We start from the raw sequence: 17,944 nt of genomic DNA on the forward strand, positions 1-17,944 counted from the left end.
CGCGCAAGGGATTTTTTTATGGCTAAACTTTAATTTTCAAAAAAAATTATAGATCAGCTATTCGTTGATTGCTAAATTGAATCTATAAATGCATCAAAAGAACAAACAATGAAAACACCTCATTTTGCCATTATCGGTGCAGGTACCGCAGGTTTAGCCACTGCGATTTTGCTCGCCCGTGAAGGTAATAACGTTACTATTTTTGAACAAGTTGATGAGTTATCTCCAGTAGGTGCAGGTTTATTACTACAACCAACAGGTTTAGCAGTATTTGAACATTTAGGTGTACTCGATAAAGCGCTGCCATTAGGAGCAAAAGTAACAGGCTTAGAAGGACAACTTCCCAACAAGCGTCTTTTAGTCAACAGCCATTATCATGAAGCATCTACAAATCTCTATGGTTTAGGTATACACCGAGCTACTTTATGTCATGTGCTCACCCAAAAACTTAGTGAATATTCAAGCCAAATTACTTGGTGCATGAACCATTCTGTTGAGAGCTTTGAAGAACATAATGATGAAGTTCGGCTATTCGGAACTTATCAAAGTCAAAAGTTTGATGCTCGCTTTGATGCCGTACTTATTGCCAATGGTGCTCGTAGCCAATTACGCCCCAAAGCATGGGTAAAGGTTGACCAAGCCTACCCTTGGGGTGCGGCGTGGAGTATCGTACCTGAGTGCCAAGTACTCGATTCTGAAATTCTGCATCAATTTTATGATCGCTCGAAGATTATGATGGGAATTCTTCCTACAGGAGCAATTCCAACAGAACCTAAGCAGCGCCTTTCGAGTATCTTCTGGAGTTTACCTACTCCACAATTACAAAGCTTTCTGCAAGATGAGCAAGCTAAACAAACTTGGTTAAAACAAGTCTCAGAGCGATGGCCCAAAGTTGCAGAATGGCTAAAAGAGATTTTATACGACAGCCAAATTCAGCCTAAATGGCTATCTGCAAACTACCGTGATGTCGTCATGACTCAATTTGGTCAAGGACGAATTGGTGTAATTGGAGATGCAGCTCATGCAATGAGCCCACAGTTGGGACAAGGCGCAAATATGGCATTATTGGATGCCTGGGCTTTTTCTCAGTCATTGCAACATGCCCAAAAAAGTCAGAATATTGTTTGGTCCCTGCTCTGGCAGCACTACCACCAGCTTCGCCGCTCATCTACTCAGTTTTATCAATTTCTTAGTCGCTTACTAACACCACTTTATCAATCTGATCATTGGTGGGCTGGAGGTTTAAGAGATTTAGTATTTCCTTGGATGTATCAAATTCCCTATTTTCGAAAAGAAATGGCAATCACAATTTCGGGATTAAAGACAGGTCCATTTCAGCAACTTGATTATGATCAAGTCGCTCAAGCATCTAAAGAAAGCCGTGCGTCTCATTTAAAAAATGAATCTTTGTCTGACTATTAACCCAAACAAATGATAGTGAGTAATACATGAAAATTAGCCATCTTGATCATCTTGTTTTAACTGTCTCGAATATTGAAACTACATGTAATTTCTATCAAACTGTATTAGGGTTTGAGGTCATCACTTTTAAAGGTGATAGAAAGGCTCTACAGTTTGGAAATCAAAAAATAAATTTACACCAACAAGGCAAAGAATTTGAACCTAAGGCATTACAGCCGACTCCCGGATCTGCTGACCTATGTTTTATTTCAGAAACTCCCATTTCAGAAGTGATTGCACATCTTAATCAGTTAAATATTACCATTGAGGAAGGCCCTGTTGAACGTACGGGTGCAATGCACCCTATTCTTTCAGTTTATATTCGTGATCCAGATCAAAATTTGATTGAGATTTCAAATATCCTCACGTCTTAGCCACTTGAATAAGATACCGACTGGTAAGCGTTACAAGATATTCGTTCCACTGACAAAGACAAAAAGCGCAAAGAATTTTTCCGCAAAGCGACGTTGATGCCGTACACTATACAAGCTATTTTTTAGCATCTAATTGAAATCAATTTATAGTTCATATTTCTTTGGTGATTCCTCATGAATAACACGCAATGGCTCGATGAAGTAAAATTTAACGAACAAGGTCTTATCCCTGCCATTGCTCAACATCATCAAACCGGACGTATTTTGATGGTGGCATGGATGAACCGTGAAGCACTCGCGCTCACAGCAGAAAAAAATCAGGCTGTTTATTTCTCTCGCTCTCGCCAAAAACTTTGGCACAAGGGTGAAGAATCAGGCCATTTTCAAACAGTTTATGAAATTCGTCTGGACTGTGACGGCGACGTGATTATTCTACAAATTGAACAACACGGTGGTATTGCATGCCATACGGGTCGTGAGTCTTGTTTCTATCGTAAACTCACCCCACAGGGCTGGGAAATTGTCGATGCACAATTAAAAGACCCTACTGCAATTTATGGTGACAAAGCTAAAACTGAAAGCCACGATCATGCTCACACCACAGAACAAGTCGATGTACTTGCTCACTTAGGTCAATTGATGCAAGAGCGTAAGCAAGCTGAAGCTGATACTTCATATGTTGCAAGCCTCTACAAAAAAGGCATCAATAAAATCTTAGAAAAAGTGGGTGAAGAAAGTGTAGAAGCAATTATTGCTGCTAAAGATTTTGCTGCACAGGATTCAGAAGCTCACTTAAACGATCTCGTTTATGAAACAGCAGATTTGTGGTTCCATACTATTGTGATGTTGGGTTATTTCGATCTTAATCCACAACTTATTATTGACGAATTAGCTCGTCGTCAGGGTTTATCTGGTTTAGTTGAAAAAGCTAACCGCAACAAGGTTTAAAATCACTCAGTGTCGAATATTGAAAAACCTAAAGCCACCTATGAACAAGCAATTGCCATAGATAACGCACGTCTTGGGCAATCATTTAAAGTGATTGCCTATGCTGGCACAGGTAAAACCACCACTTTACAAATGATTAGCGATGCCATGCCTGAACGGCGTGGTATGTATCTAGCATTTAACAAAGCTATTGCTGGTGAAGCACAAAACAAATTCCATCGTAATGTAGACTGCCGTACTTTTCACTCGCTTGCTTTTCGTAGCGTGCCGCGCGGTGTGACTGATAAATTACGTCTACCACGACTAAGCCCAAGTTTTATTGCTAAAGAATATCGACTAGAACCGATTACCTTACGACGTATGATGGGTGGGCGTTACGAAAAATATGTCTTAATGCCAAGTCGCCTAGCGAGCCTTGTCGCAAATGCAGTGAGCTATTTCTGTTCAACAAGCTCACAATATCCGGCACCTCGACATATTCAGGCACCTAATTGGTTGCATCCAGACGATATTATCGAATTACAAAATCACCTTTACCCTGCTGTGGAACGACGTTGGTTAGAATCGATTGACCAAAACCATCAAGCTGGTATTGGACATGATATTTATCTCAAACTTTGGGCATTGTCTGAGCCAAACATTCCTACTGACTACGTCTTGTTTGATGAAGCACAAGATGCTGACCCTCTAATGCTAGGCATTTTGCTTCGCCAAAAAAATACTCAAGTTATTTATGTGGGTGATGCGCATCAACAAATCTACGCTTGGCGTGGTGCAATTAATGCCATGCAACAATTGCCCTTGCCGGAATCTCGGTTAACCACTTCTTTTCGTTTTGGCGAAACGATTGCCGATGTGGCCAATGCACTGCTGGGCGGTTTAAATGAAACTGTTCCCTTACTTGGTAATCCAAACCAGAAATCAAGTGTAGTGAATAAACCGCATACCAAAATGCGTGATGCGATTTTATGCCGTACCAATGCGCGAGCAATGGAGCTTTTACTGGCAGGCTTAGTTCACGGCGATAAAGTGAGTTTGCAAGCGGATCATCAAAAGCTAAACCGTTTTGTAGACGCCGCAAGCCTTTTAAAACAAGGCAAACGAGTTACTGACGTTCCTGAATTGGCATGGTTTAACTCATGGCACGATGTACATGAATACTGTGAAACCAATGAAGGAAGTGATATTAAACCATTGGTTAAATTGGTTGATGATCACGGCACTGACCCGCTAAAAAAAGCACTTGCAAAGATTACTCCACTTGAGCAAGCTGATTATGTCATCTCCACAGCTCATAAAGCGAAAGGGCTAGAATGGAATCGCGTTCATATTGAAGATGACTATCAATTTAAAATTAATGGCTTAGAACACAAAATTAGTGATGAAGAGTTAAGATTACTTTACGTTGCCTGTACTCGTGCTAAAGTAAGTCTAAATATCCATCATCTTTATGATCTGATACAACAATTAAAACTAAGGGCGCCTTTAAGTCTTCGTCAATCGGTTGGTTGAAGCGCTCATAATTAGGTGAGCCTATGCAACTTGAATCTATCCAATTTAAACATATTGCTCTGTTTCACGATCTTAAAATACAGTTTCAATATGAAAAACAGCTGATTACCTTAATCTTAGGTGAACAAGCAACGGGTAAAAGTATGTTGCTCAAACATACTTACCATGCTCTAACTTGGTTCCCTGCCCGTTTTAAAGATTTACGTAGTCCCGGTATTGTTATGCCTGACCAAGACATTACTCAATCACGTCTACAGTCAAAAATCGAAGTGACCCTTCAAGTTCCACCAGAAATTGGCTCTTTACCAGAAAGTACTTCTGCACAAGAGGTAGATTCTTCGCTGTGTAGCTGGAAACTTTTTAAAACCCTAAATTCAAGTGGCATTGGAATCAGCCAAGTTGAAACTCAACAACTTGACCAGACTATGGCCCTTTATCAACAAGTCATCAAAAAAGATCCATTACAAGGATTACCCTTAATCGCTTACTACCCAGCCGAGCGATTTGTAAATGATATTAATCTGCTCAATAAAAATTTACCCGGCATAACTCAAGCCATTTCAGCCTATGATATTAGTCCAGTTCCGTTCACCACCTTCACTCGTTTTTTTGAGTGGTTACGTGAAATTAGTGATATCGAAAATGCTCAAGCTGCACATCTCGTACAACGCATTAAATCTAAGCAATCAGATCCACAAGATCAAACAGAACTATTAAATGAACTTCAAAAAGAGTTATCTGGGCAGCCTAAACAGCTCACCGCACCTAACCTCTACGCTCTTAAAAATGCATTAAATATTGTTTTGCCTGAGCTCAAAGACTTATATTTACAATATCAGCCTAGGCTTCAACTTATGGCTGACTATGATGGCCAAACCCTACCTTTTCAGCAACTTTCCAACACCACAAAAACATGGATTGCTTTAGTAGGCGATATTGCCCGCAGGCTCTGTTTACTCAATCCGCTAAGCCTAAATCCTTGCCTTGAAGGTGAAGGAATTTTATTGATTGATCAAATTGATGCACAACTTGATGCACAGCATTGTTCAGAAATTTTAAACAAACTCCATCAGGCATTTCCACACTTACAAATTATTGCAACTGGAAGTCGTGAAGAGTTATTAGAACATGCCTCGGCTTATCAATGTTTAAAATTAGAGCATGGTAAAATTAGCCATCTTGATTTAAATACCACCAAACAACAGCTTGAACACATCTATACATTACTCCAAAGAAGTGAGTCATTAGTTCCACATATAGAAGCACAGCTTCCAAGCTTAGTAGATCCTACGCCCTCTCCAGCACAGGTTGATGTTTTATTTCAGCAAATTCAGGGTTTAAATGAACAACAAAAAAACGAATTGCTACGCATGATTCATGCAGGAGACACACCAGAAGAAAGTCCTTCTGTTTAAATTTTATAATCAATCGGCTCTCTTTTTATAATTAAAAAGCAGAGTCACAAAATATATGGTTAAGTCAGGTTTTTTAGCTTTAAAAATAACTAGATGTTGTTACTACATGTAATAACATCAGATTTTTACTGCTTTTTTAGTGTACAATAAATTTCATTTTGCGTTTTTATTCTTCAAGTTGCGCAATACAACTTGTTTCTCGCTTTATTTTCTAATTTGGTTGGGTTTTCAGAATAACAAAGTCTTGGAACTCTCTTTGAATTCCTATCTATTCTGAAATTAAAAATTCACCTTTAGGTTTCGGCCTAAATCACATATGGATACGAGTGTGCTACCGATAATTATCTTATTACCGTTAATATTAGGCACCACCCTTGTTTCATTGCTTCAACGGTTCTCGCGTGGAGTAACGGCTTTAGGGGCAATTGGAGTCAGTTTAACCAGTTTTGGTTTATTACTGACTCAAGCTAAAACTGTGCTTGGTGGTGCAAGCATTCAACAAAGCTGGGATTGGTTACCTCAATTAGGAATTAATCTAAGCTTCAGACTCGATGCTCTTGGTTTACTATTCTCTTTACTTATTACCGGTATCGGTACCCTCATTTACATATACGCCTATTACTATCTTGGCCCTAAAAATTCTTTAAGCAAACTCTATGCTTTACTCATGCTGTTTATGGCAGCAATGCTGGGTATTTCGCTCTCTAATAATCTTATTATTTTATTAGTCTTTTGGGAGCTCACCAGTATTTCATCTTTCTTGTTAGTGGGTTACTGGAGTCATTATGAAGCTGCGCAACGCGGCTCTCGAATGGCGCTCACCATTACAGGGATGGGCGGTTTGGCGTTATTGGGTGGATTTGTTCTATTAGGACAAATCACTGGAACCTATGAAATTAGTGACATCATGGGCATGAAAGACGCCATTCAAGCTCATGCTCTATTTATTCCAATGCTATTGCTTATTTTGCTTGGTGCATTTACGAAGAGTGCTCAGTTTCCATTTCATTTTTGGTTACCAAACGCAATGGCTGCACCAACACCGGTGTCTGCCTACCTACACTCTGCGACCATGGTAAAAGCGGGGATTTTTCTACTTGCCCGCTTACTACCAATTTTTGTTGGCGCTGCGATCTATCACAATATCGTGACATTTATCGGCCTGTTTACACTTTGTATGGCAGCATGTTTTGCCATTTTTAAAGAAGATTTAAAAGGTTTGCTCGCCTATTCAACGATTAGTCATTTAGGGCTCATTGTTTGTTTACTTGGTATCGGTTCGCCTTTAGCAGTTGCTGCTGCTATTTTTCATATTATTAACCATGCAACATTTAAAGCTGCACTCTTTATGATTGCAGGGATCATTGACCATGAAACGGGTACACGTGATCTTCGAAAACTCAGTGGTATTTGGCAATTACTTCCTTTCACTGCCACATTAACCATGATCACCGCTGCCTCTATGGCAGGTGTACCGCTCACTAATGGCTTTATTTCTAAAGAGATGTTCTTTACCGAGCTATTGGCGAATCTTTCAGGTTCAGCAGTTATCTTAGCCAGCATCATTGCAACACTTGCTGGTATTTTTGCAGTGAGTTATTCAATTCGCTTAGTGCACGGCGTGTTTTTTGATGGTCCGATTGGTAAACAAGTGCCAAATAAAGATGCACATGAACCGCCAATGGGTATGCGCGCACCAGCCCTTCTTCTTGCTGTGCTATGTATCCTAGTCGGCGTTTTACCTTCTTTGTTGGTAGAACCACTGGTAAATAGCGTAACCAGAGCAAGCTTGATGCAACCAGAATTTGCAGGAACTCATCTTGCGATTTGGCACGGATTCAATGCTCCTCTTGTGATGAGTATTATTGCTTTAGTCGGCGGCTCACTGTTCTATTTTGCTTTGGCAAAAGATGGCATGATTCGTAAAATTGACCTTGACCCACGTCTTGGTCGATTACAAGGCCGCATTTTATTTGATTTATTTTTAAAACATCTGTTGCTCACAAGCCGAAAAATCAAACAAAAAACTGAAAATGGCTCACTGCAAAGTTACTTGTTCTTGATCATTGCTTTTAGCGTCATCATGGTCACTATGCCGCTACTTAATCAAGGGCTCACGACAGGCACACGTGAACTTACTCATGCCCCATGGATTGCCATCGTTCTATGGCTAACCCTGTTCTCAGGTTGCTGGATGATGCTGTGGTTCCATCATGAGCGTATTAAAGCAGTCCTTATTAGTGGTGCAATTGGTTTAGTGGTAACGATGGTGTTTGTCACAATGTCAGCGCCAGATTTGGCACTGACTCAAATTACCGTGGATGTTGTAACCACCGTTCTGTTACTAATGAGTTTATCTTTACTTCCACAGTTAACACCGTATGAATCTCTTCGCTCTAGACGCTTAAGAGATGCTGCTTTAGCGATTATTGGGGGCTTAGGAATAGGCTGGATTGCGTGGCTGATTTTAACCCGTGATCATAATTCGATTTCATGGTTCTTTGCGCAGCAGTCTTTACCACTTGGTGGTGGCTCAAATATTGTAAATGTCATTTTAGTTGACTTCCGTGGTTTCGATACTTTTGGTGAAATTACGGTGCTGGGCATTGCTGCTATTGGTTCACTTTGCCTCATGGATGGTATGCGTGTACATGGTACAACCATAACCCAAGGTCTCACCTACCGTTTTAATCCATCTCCGCTCATGTTCCGTATTACAGCCTCTTGGGTATTGCCATTGGCGCTTGTCGTGAGTGTTTATATCTTTATGCGAGGCCATAACTATCCAGGTGGTGGATTTATTGCAGGTCTAATCACCTCAATGGCGTTAATCATTCAATATATTGCGCTAGGTCAAGATCAGACAGAACAATTACTTAAAGCAAAATCAGGTCGTCTTTACGAAGTATGGATTGGTTCAGGTTTAACTATTGCTGGGCTTACTGGTGTAGCTGCATGGTTCTGGTTACGCCCATTCCTAACTAGCGCGCACGTGTATGTTGAATTACCAATTTTAGGAAAACTACATTTGGCTTCGGCTGCGAGTTTTGACTTAGGGGTTTATATCACCGTGGTTGGTGCAACGATGCTGCTCATCTCGGTATTGGGAGACTCTCGCCACTCAAGCATGTCTGGTCCTGTAGTACCACATCGGGAGGAATCATCATGATCAGTTTAGAATTCTTATTGGCTTCTGCGATTGGTTTACTTGTTGCCACAGGTATTTATCTGATTTTACGTGCTCGTACTTTCCCTGTCGTGCTTGGATTAGCTGTAATTGGCTATGCTGTAAACCTATTTTTATTTGCGATGGGCCGATTACAAATTAGCTCACCCGCAATTTTAACTGAGACAACAAAAATAACCGATCCGCTTCCTCAAGCACTGGTGTTAACAGCCATTGTGATCGGTTTTGCAACCACCGCTTTTATTGTACAACTGGCACTGCGTAGCCGTTATGAATCAGGTAGTGATCATGTTGATGCTAAAGAAGACATCTCTCCAACATACGACCCACGTGAGGATGAGCCGTAATGTTTGATTTTTTATCTTTCTGGCAAGAACATGCGCCGATTTTTAGCATTCTCATTCCGGCATTTACTGCTTTTATATTATTACTGCTCGGCAACCCAGGAGCAGGTGCTTTAAAAGATGACTGGCGACAACCATGGCGTCGTGGCATTAGTCTTGTTTCTGCAATTGCTGGATTAATTACTGCAATTGTATATTTAAGCTTTGCAAGCACAGGTCAAATTACCACTTACCAGCTGAGTGAATGGTCAGCACCGTTTGGTATTGTGCTTGTATTAGATCGTCTTTCTGCTTTTATGCTGGTACTGACCTATGCATTAGTCGTTCCAGTTTTATGGTATGCAAGCGACAATTGGGATACCCGTGGTCGCTATTTCCATGCCATGGTGCATTTCTTATTAATGGGTATCTGCGGAGCATTTTTAACAGGCGATTTATTTAACCTTTTCGTCTTTTTTGAAATCTTGTTGATGGCTTCGTATGTTTTGCTTTTACATGGGCAAGGCAAACCACGTTTTCAGCTTGGCGTTCACTATGTCATTATCAATCTTTTAGCCTCTGCCCTATTCTTAATCGGCCTTGGTATGATTTATGGCAGTGTAGGTAGTCTCAACATGGCGGATGTTTCACGCCTTATTCCGACACTTGAAGCAGATCAACACAAATTAGCCGTAGCTGGTGCCCTACTTTTATTTGTAGTGTTTGGCATTAAAGCTGCGATGCTTCCCGTAGGTTTTTGGCTACCAAAAACTTACGCTGTTGCAAGTACACCTGTGGCTGCAATTTTCACCATTATGACCAAGGTCGGGATCTATTCGATTTTACGTGTAAATGGAACAGTATTTGACGATGCGCTTAGTCAAGAAATTTTAAAAAGCTGGTTACTTCCAATTGGTTTGATTACCTCACTATACGGTGTGATTGCAGCAATTGGAGCAGATCGTTTACGTCGCTTTGTCGGCTTTATGGTACTTTCTTCAATTGGTACATTGCTCACAGCAATTGCCATGTCAAATACACAAGCATGGTCTGGCGCTTTGTATTACTTAGTGCACAGTACGCTGATTGGCGCGGCTTTTTATCTATTTTGTGGATGGATAACTTCACAACGTGGAGATTTTAAAGATCATTTAAAAGTTGCCCCAAGAATCAAACAAGAAAAAGCGGCTATGCTGACTTATTTCTTGATTGCCATGATGCTCGCGGGTTTACCACCTTTTAGTGGTTTCCTTGGAAAGGTATTTATTTTACAAGCGACAGTCGAAGCCAACTACCAAGGTTGGATCATTGGTGTTGTGCTTGTTGTGAGCCTATTAAGTATTATTGCTCTAACACGAGTTGGTTTTATCTTGTTCTGGCGAGCAACACCACCAGAGGAAGATCCAATCCATCCGGCTTATATTCTTTATCGAGCATTACCAGAACGAGCACCACCACGTAATGATCAAGTGATTTATGTGTTACTTGCCGGCTTAATCGCTTATGTCGTCTTTGCTGCACCTATTCAGCATTACACATTAAGTACTGCCCAGCAGATTCAAGACCACGCACTTTACCAACGAACTATTCTTAAAGTAGATAAAAATGGTGAAGTCATTAGCGTGCAACCATTTGACCCTGCTTACCTACCAGAAACTAAATATGGTGGTGAGGTTGAAGATCATAATGCTTACCTCGTTCCAGATATTATTTCGAAAGATACCTTCAATGGTGAACATATTTCGGAATATAAACTTCGACAAATTCAGCAACAGGACAAACTACAAACGCCTACCATTGTTGATGAAAGTCAATTGAAACCTATGGAGCCATAAAAATGCAGTTATCTCATTTGCTTGAACGCTGGTTTCCACATCCATTTGTTTCTGTTCTTATCATTTTATTTTGGCTGATGCTGTCACATAGTCTTGATGCGAGTGACATTCTGACGGCAGTACTGCTGGGTTTAATTATTCCTCGTTTAGTTAAACCGTTTATCACCCGTACACCGCATATTCACTGGAAACCAGCTATTAAATTATGCTTTGTGGTTCTTTGGGATATTGTCATTTCTAACTTTCGAGTAGCAAAGCTCGTTTTGGGACCTACCAAAAATTTACATCCTAAATGGTATCGTGTGCCATTAGAAACGGAACATGAGCAGGTTAATACTTTACTGGCAATGATCATTACGACAACACCAGGTACGGTTTCTGCGGGTATTGATCAGGAACGTGGAGATATTCTGGTTCATGCGTTGAGCACGGATAATACCGAATCTGATATTGAAGACATCAAACAACGTTATGAAATTCCACTTATGGAAATTTTTGATGTAAAAAGCAAAACGGAGGCAAGTGCATGACCATCCTACCCTATGCTCTAGGTATTAGCTCAATTGCCATTACCATCTCTATGCTACTTTGCCTCTTCAGATTAGTCATAGGCCCATCAATTGTAGATCGGCTTTTAGCACTCGACACGCTCTTCTTAAATGCAACTTGCCTCATTGTTGTTTTAGGCATTTATTGGATGACGACCTCTTTATTTGAAGGAGCCCTACTGGTTGCGATGCTAGGTTTCGTATCTACAGCAGCCTTAGCACGTTACTTCACAACTGGTCACGTAATCGATTAAGGAGAGATCAAAATGCAGTTCGTAATGGAAATTATTGTTTCGGTCTTTCTGGTTTTTGGTGCTTTCTTTATGTTAGTCGGCTCGATTGGTATGGTGCGCTTGCCTGACTTATTCATGCGCTTACATGCACCCACAAAATCGAGTACGTTAGGATTAGGCAGCTTTTTGATTGCGTCTATGATCTTTTTTGCTTTTCAAGGCCGCTTTGGTTTTGCGGAGCTACTGATCACACTTTTAGCTTTCATTACTGCACCAGTTTCAGCAAATTTAATTGCTCAAGCTGCATTACATTTACGTTTGCGCTCATTGAGTGGAGAAGTTCCTGAGTCAATTGAACGTCCCTTACCGTGGGACCGTTATAAAATTGGACAGCGTTTCTCGCAAAATAAGCCGCCTATGGACCCTCCTAAAGACTAGGAAGAAGCCCACCAATAAAAAAGCCACCCGAAGGTGGCTTTTTTATTTTTTATATTACTGTTCTTCGTCTGAATCGCGTTTCGGTAAATCATTTACCGCTTTCTCGATCAGACCAAACATATAGTTACCATAAGCATTCGTCTTGTCATAATGGAAACGCAATCTTGGCGTAATACGTGTCTTGATACGACGGCTCAATTCATGACGCAAGAAACCAGAAGCTTTATTTAATACATCTAAAGTTTCTTTATTTGCTGCTTCACTTTGCTCATCGCCAAGCTCACGTCCCATTACGGTAACATAAACTTCAGCATAACCCATGTCTGCACTGACTTTCACCGCAGAGATGGTCACTAGACCACCTAAGCGAGGATCTTTAAGCTCTTGACGAATCAGCTCAGACAACTCGCGTTGAACTGAATCCGCCATGCGCTTTAAGCGTTGGCTACCCGCCATTAAAGACTCCGTTTAATCAATTGAACATCATAGACTTCAATTTTATCTTTCACTTTGATGTCTTTATAACCTTTCACCGCAAGACCACATTCCATACCGGCACGAACTTCTTCAACCACTTCTTTATAGCGACGAAGAGATTCAAGCTCACCTTGGAACACAACCACGTCATCACGTAATACGCGAATCGGTTTATTACGATGCAATACACCTTCAAGTACCATACAGCCTGCTGCTGCACCAAACTTACTTGAGTGGAATACTTCACGTACTTCAGCAACACCCAAGATAGTTTCACGATGTTCAGGAGCAAGTTTACCGCTCATGGCATCTTTCACATCATCAATTAATTCATAGATGATGCTGTAGTAACGAATATCGATACCGTCTTGGTCACTTCTCTGACGAGCAGTCGTATCAGCACGAACGTTAAAGCCTAACAATACAGCTTCTGAAGATTCAGCAAGAATTACATCAGATTCAGTAATCGCACCAACACCCGAACTAATTACACGAACTTTTACTTCATCAGTAGATAATTCATGTAAAGCTGCATTCAATGCTTCTAAAGTACCACGTACGTCTGTTCTTAAAACAACGTTCACTGTAGGAACATCTTTTTTGCCCATTGACGACATGATATTTTCAAGACGCATTGCGCTTTGACGATCAATACGTTTTTGACGTTCACGGTCAGCACGAGCATCAGCAACTTCACGCGCTTTCTTCTCATCATTTACAACAAGAACTTCATCACCTGCCATTGGAGCATCTGGAAGACCCAGAATTTCTACTGGAATAGATGGTCCTGCTGATTTAATCGGCTTACCATTTTCATCAGACATTGCACGGACACGACCATATGACGAACCTGCAAGAACGAGGTCACCAATGTTTAATGTACCGTTTTGAACAAGAATAGAAGTTACTGCACCACGGCCTTTATCAACACGCGCTTCAATAACAACACCTTGTGCAGCACCTTCAGCAGATGCTTTTAATTCCATCAATTCTGATTGAATAAGAATTAAGTCAAGGAGTTCATCAATACCTTGTCCACTGTGTGCAGAAACCTTAGCAATCGGAACATCACCACCCCATTCTTCTGGAACGATTTGTTTCGTTGTTAATTCATTTAACACACGGTCTGGATCAGCAGATTCTTTATCCATTTTGTTGATTGCAACAATAATTGGAGTTCCTGCTGCACGCGCATGGTCAATTGCTTCTGCAGTTTGTGGCATTACACCGTCATCTGCCGCAACAACTAATACCACGATATCTGTTGCTTTAGCACCACGTGCACGCATTGAAGTAAACGCAGCATGTCCCGGTGTATCAAGGAATGTAATGATTCCTTTGTCTGTTTCAACGTGATATGCACCAATATGCTGGGTAATACCACCTGCTTCACCTGCCGCCACTTTCGAACGACGGATACGGTCAAGCAATGATGTTTTACCATGGTCAACGTGACCCATAATGGTAACAACTGGCGGACGAGTTGTTTGCTCACCACGAGCTTCTTCAGCCGCTTCAAGCAAGTTATCTTCCGCTTGAGTATCAGAAACTAAAACAGGGTTATGGCCCATTTCTTCAACAACAAGTGCTGCTGTATCTTGGTCAATAGCTTGTTCCTGATTAACCAACTCACCCATTTTCATAAGTGTTTTGATAACTTCACGTACTTTAATCGCCATTTTTTGAGCAAGATCGGCAACAACAATGCTTGAACCGATTTCTACATCATAAACTTGCTTTTTAACTGGTTTTTCAAATCCATGCTTATTAGCTTGGCTTGATTTTAAACCACGTTTGTTATGGTTAACAAAGCTTTGCTCTTCTTGACCACGACGACCACCTTTTTTACCCGCACGAGGGTTAGTGGTTGCGCCACCGCGTTTAATTTCACGGTCTTCTTGCTTGAATGAATCTTCATAAGCTTGGCCTACCAGACCTGAAGCAAGTGGAGAATCATCAATCACACGAATTGTGGTAGTAGCTTCGTCACTTGAATACTTAGACGCCATTTTGCGCATTTGTTCAAGTGTACGTTGCTGAGCTTCTTCAGCCGCTTTACGACGCGCAGCTTCTTCAGTTGCTTTCAACTGAGCTGTTTGTGCTTCACGAGCTTTCTTTTGCTCTAATGTTTCTGCTGGTTTTGGTGCAGGTTTTACTGTACCACCACCACGTTTTTTCACTACTACAGCAGCTTTAGGAGCTGTCTGAGCAGCGCTATCTTGTTGATGAGCAGCACGCATCGCATCTAAAGTTGCTTTTGCTTTTTGCTCTGTTTGAAGACGCGCGTTTTGCTGTGCAGTGTCACGCGTTTGCTGTTCTACACGTGCTTTAGCTTCAGCTTCTGCACGTGCTTTAGCTTCAGCTGCAATTTGTTCAGGGTTTGGTTTAGCAAAAACCTGTTTTTTACGTACTTCTACGTTAATTGTTTTTGCCTTACCTGAAGTACTTGCAACTTTAGCGGTACTGGTTGTTTTACGTTTCAACGCAATTTTTCCTGTGTTACCACTTTCCTGACCATGCACTTTTTTCAAATGATTGACTAAAGTATCCTGTTGTTCAGTGGTAATAATGTCGTCTGCTGTACGTTGAGGCAAACCTGCTTCACGAGCCTGTTCTAGGAGCTTCTCAACAGGACGTTCTACACTGAGAGCTAACTCTTTAATCGACTTGTCCGTCATATTTCATCTCCTAGTTAAACCATGATTCGCGAGCTTTCATGATCAATTGACCTGCTTTTTCATGATCAAGTCCTTCAATATCAGAGATATCGTCAGTAGCTTGATCTGCCAAATCATCGACAGTAATAATACCGCGAGCGGCAAGCGAGTAAGCGATCTCAGAAGTCATGCCTTCCATAGTGAGAAGGTCTGCGCTCGGTTCTTGAATATTTTCTTGCTGTTTCAAAGCATCAGTAAGTGCTGCTTCTTTTGCACGACTTTGCAATAACTCAACCAATTCAGCATCAAGCTCAATTTCGTCAAAAGTTTCAGCTGGAACATAAGCAATCTCTTCTAAAGAGGTAAAGCCCATTTCCACCAATGCCATTGCTAAATCTTCTTCAATATCGAGACGTGATACAAACATATCAAGATATTGCTGAGCTTCATTTTGCTGACGAGCACGATACTCTTCTTCAAGCATCATGTCGAGTTTGTAGCCAGTTAAATCAGAAGCCAAGCGAACATTTTGGCCTTGTGAGCCAATCGCGCGAGCCAATTGATCGCTAGTTGCAAAAATAATATCGGCACTTCTTGCATCTTCATCAAGCACGATGCCTGAAACATCAGCTGGTTCTAATGCACTTGCAATGTACTGAGCTGGATCATCAGACCAGACCACTACATCAATACGTTCACCGTTTAACTCTTGTTGTACTGCTTGAATACGCGTACCACGCATACCAATACATGCACCTACTGGGTCAATACGATGGTCATTTGTTTTCACTGCAATTTTAGCACGAACGCCTGGTTGACGTGCCGCTGCTTTAATTTCAATAATTTCTTCAGAAATCTCAGGAATTTCTTTTTTCATTAAAGCAATTAACATTTCAGGCTTAGCGCGTGATAACAACAACTGAGCGCCACGACCTTCACGGTTCACATTGTATAAAATAGCGTTCATACGTTGTTTCGGGCGAAGAATTTCTTTAGGAATCATTTCTTCGCGCGCAAGATAAGCTTCAGCGTTGTCGCCTAAATCAATAATAAAGCCATCTTTGGTTTGTTTTTTCACTTCACCGTAAATTAACTCACCAACTTTAGATTCGTATGCATCAGCAACTAAAGCACGCTCAGCTTCACGAATTTTTTGTACGATAACTTGTTTTGCAATTTGTGCAGCGATACGACCAAACTCAATAGATTCTACTTCGAGTTCACGAACATCACCAATTGACCATTTAGATGGGTCAAGGTCAGAAATCGCATCTTGGCAAGCTGGCATTTCATGATCTTCATCTGCCACAACAGTCCATTGACGGAATGTGCTGTAATCACCAGTTTTACGATCGATTTCCACACGAAGCTGAGCTTCTTCAGCATGCGTACCTTCGTAAAATCTTTTCTTCGTTGCAGCAACTAGAGCTTGTTCTAAAGCCTCGAAGATCGCTTCACGACTAACACCTTTTTCATTACTAACCGTTTCAACAACGGTAAGAATTTCGCGGCCCATAAGTCACCTACCGATTTCTTATAAAATTTAATAAATTTAATCTTGATAGATCAAGTTTGCTTTATCGATATTGTTGCTGTCGATCTCAAGCACGTGCTTCCCATCAACTTCAACCTGAATTTCTTCATTTTCAAGGTCTACTGCAATAAGCTTTGCTTGAAATTTACGACGGTTTTCTACTGCTGCAATCAAACGCAAAGCAATTTGTTGTCCGATGTAGCCTTGCAACTGTTCTAGTTGAAAAAATGGACGATCCCAACCTGGTGAAGAAACTTCTAATGAATACTCACCTGAAATTGGATCATGAACATCCAGCATTGCGCCAACTTGTTGTGTTACACGCACACAATCTTGTACACCAATACCACGGCCTAGTTCTACTTCACCATCTTCATTAAGTACTGGCTCAGCATCTTCTTCACTTACCGCTTTGTCGATATAAATACGCAATAATGAACGTTTACCTTGTGGGAGAAACTCGATTCCCCAAAGGTCGACACCACATGCTTGTACTGCAGGAACAATTAAGTCATGCAATGCTTGGGATTTATTTGATAATTTCATTTACTCTCGTCATTCTCGTGCGATTCAATCGGTTGTTTTAACCGACACAGACCTACTATAGTGAAGCATGACTATTTGACCAATTGATGTCGAAACTACACGATAGCGATACGATAACCAATAAAAAAGGGCGTTAATCGCCCCTATGTAGCACAGAAAACAATAGTCCACTGTGCAAAAAGGCCCACTTGTCTGTGAGCCTCTTTTAAGAAACTTGGTAGCGGGAGCTGGATTTGAACCAACGACCTTCGGGTTATGAGCCCGACGAGCTACCAGACTGCTCCATCCCGCATCAACGTGCAAAAATTATATACAAATATCAAATAAAGTCAATGTAAACTTTCTAGATACTGTCTGATTAAGTTGCACCTTAATCAATTTGGTAGCGGGAGCTGGATTTGAACCAACGACCTTCGGGTTATGAGCCCGACGAGCTACCAGACTGCTCCATCCCGC

General features: G+C 41.1%; 15 protein-coding genes and 1 tRNA gene. 11 read left to right on the forward strand and 5 right to left on the reverse strand.

Annotation, left to right across the window (positions count from 1 at the left end; translation table 11 throughout):
- The first annotated feature begins 108 nt into the window (after window positions 1-108).
- The 11 genes from AC1PJP_RS12465 (at window position 109) to AC1PJP_RS12515 (ending at window position 12,274) form a co-directional block, all read left to right on the forward strand.
- Window positions 109-1,422: an FAD-dependent oxidoreductase gene (locus AC1PJP_RS12465; protein ID WP_479767045.1), complete on the forward strand. Its 1,314-nt coding sequence runs from the start codon at window positions 109-111 to the stop codon at window positions 1,420-1,422.
- Between the two features lie 26 nt (window positions 1,423-1,448).
- Entirely contained in the window at window positions 1,449-1,835 is a 387-nt protein-coding gene (locus AC1PJP_RS12470) for a VOC family protein (RefSeq protein ID WP_479767046.1), read from the forward strand.
- A 174-nt stretch (window positions 1,836-2,009) separates the two neighbouring features.
- On the forward strand, window positions 2,010-2,783 hold the full coding sequence (hisIE, locus tag AC1PJP_RS12475; RefSeq protein WP_005301863.1) for a bifunctional phosphoribosyl-AMP cyclohydrolase/phosphoribosyl-ATP diphosphatase HisIE: 774 nt from the start codon (window positions 2,010-2,012) through the stop codon (window positions 2,781-2,783).
- 9 nt (window positions 2,784-2,792) lie between these two features.
- Window positions 2,793-4,295: a UvrD-helicase domain-containing protein gene (locus AC1PJP_RS12480; RefSeq protein ID WP_005301860.1), complete on the forward strand. Its 1,503-nt coding sequence runs from the start codon at window positions 2,793-2,795 to the stop codon at window positions 4,293-4,295.
- Between the two features lie 23 nt (window positions 4,296-4,318).
- Entirely contained in the window at window positions 4,319-5,710 is a 1,392-nt protein-coding gene (locus tag AC1PJP_RS12485) for an AAA family ATPase (protein ID WP_479767047.1), read from the forward strand.
- Window positions 5,711-6,026: 316 nt separating this feature from the next.
- The gene (locus AC1PJP_RS12490) at window positions 6,027-8,879 is read left to right on the forward strand and encodes a monovalent cation/H+ antiporter subunit A (RefSeq protein ID WP_151766783.1); all 2,853 of its coding nucleotides are present in this window, start codon (window positions 6,027-6,029) and stop codon (window positions 8,877-8,879) included.
- A complete protein-coding gene (locus AC1PJP_RS12495) occupies window positions 8,876-9,244 on the forward strand; it encodes a Na+/H+ antiporter subunit C (RefSeq protein ID WP_003654595.1) in 369 nt (122 codons plus the stop codon). Before AC1PJP_RS12490 ends, AC1PJP_RS12495 begins: the two co-directional genes overlap by 4 nt.
- The gene (locus AC1PJP_RS12500; RefSeq protein WP_479767048.1) at window positions 9,244-11,055 is read left to right on the forward strand and encodes a monovalent cation/H+ antiporter subunit D; all 1,812 of its coding nucleotides are present in this window, start codon (window positions 9,244-9,246) and stop codon (window positions 11,053-11,055) included. The genes AC1PJP_RS12495 and AC1PJP_RS12500 overlap by 1 nt, the downstream gene beginning before the upstream one ends.
- A gap of 2 nt (window positions 11,056-11,057) precedes the next feature.
- On the forward strand, window positions 11,058-11,585 hold the full coding sequence (locus AC1PJP_RS12505) for a Na+/H+ antiporter subunit E (protein ID WP_005301847.1): 528 nt from the start codon (window positions 11,058-11,060) through the stop codon (window positions 11,583-11,585).
- Window positions 11,582-11,857, forward strand: coding sequence for a monovalent cation/H+ antiporter subunit F (locus AC1PJP_RS12510; RefSeq protein WP_004795001.1), 276 nt, complete (start codon window positions 11,582-11,584; stop codon window positions 11,855-11,857). The genes AC1PJP_RS12505 and AC1PJP_RS12510 overlap by 4 nt, the downstream gene beginning before the upstream one ends.
- Window positions 11,858-11,869: 12 nt before the next feature.
- Window positions 11,870-12,274, forward strand: a complete 405-nt coding sequence (locus AC1PJP_RS12515; protein ID WP_005301841.1) for a Na+/H+ antiporter subunit G — start codon at window positions 11,870-11,872, stop codon at window positions 12,272-12,274.
- A 54-nt stretch (window positions 12,275-12,328) separates the two neighbouring features.
- On the opposite strand, the gene AC1PJP_RS12520 is transcribed toward AC1PJP_RS12515, so the two are convergent.
- The 5 genes from AC1PJP_RS12520 to AC1PJP_RS12540 all read right to left on the reverse strand — a co-directional run bounded on the left by AC1PJP_RS12520 (window position 12,329) and on the right by AC1PJP_RS12540 (window position 17,780).
- Entirely contained in the window at window positions 12,329-12,730 is a 402-nt protein-coding gene (locus tag AC1PJP_RS12520; protein ID WP_005301838.1) for a ribosome-binding factor A, read from the reverse strand.
- Entirely contained in the window at window positions 12,730-15,429 is a 2,700-nt protein-coding gene (infB, locus tag AC1PJP_RS12525; protein ID WP_005301836.1) for a translation initiation factor IF-2, read from the reverse strand. Before infB ends, AC1PJP_RS12520 begins: the two co-directional genes overlap by 1 nt.
- Window positions 15,430-15,439: 10 nt before the next feature.
- Complete coding sequence (gene nusA, locus AC1PJP_RS12530; RefSeq protein ID WP_003654584.1) at window positions 15,440-16,924, reverse strand: transcription termination factor NusA; 1,485 nt, start codon at window positions 16,922-16,924, stop codon at window positions 15,440-15,442.
- A 36-nt stretch (window positions 16,925-16,960) separates the two neighbouring features.
- Complete coding sequence (gene rimP / locus AC1PJP_RS12535) at window positions 16,961-17,488, reverse strand: ribosome maturation factor RimP (protein ID WP_004795010.1); 528 nt, start codon at window positions 17,486-17,488, stop codon at window positions 16,961-16,963.
- Window positions 17,489-17,703: 215 nt separating this feature from the next.
- Window positions 17,704-17,780 (reverse strand) — tRNA-Met (locus AC1PJP_RS12540).
- Window positions 17,781-17,944: the final 164 nt, after the last annotated feature.

It is taken from the genome of Acinetobacter sp. V116_7 (genome assembly GCF_056735735.1).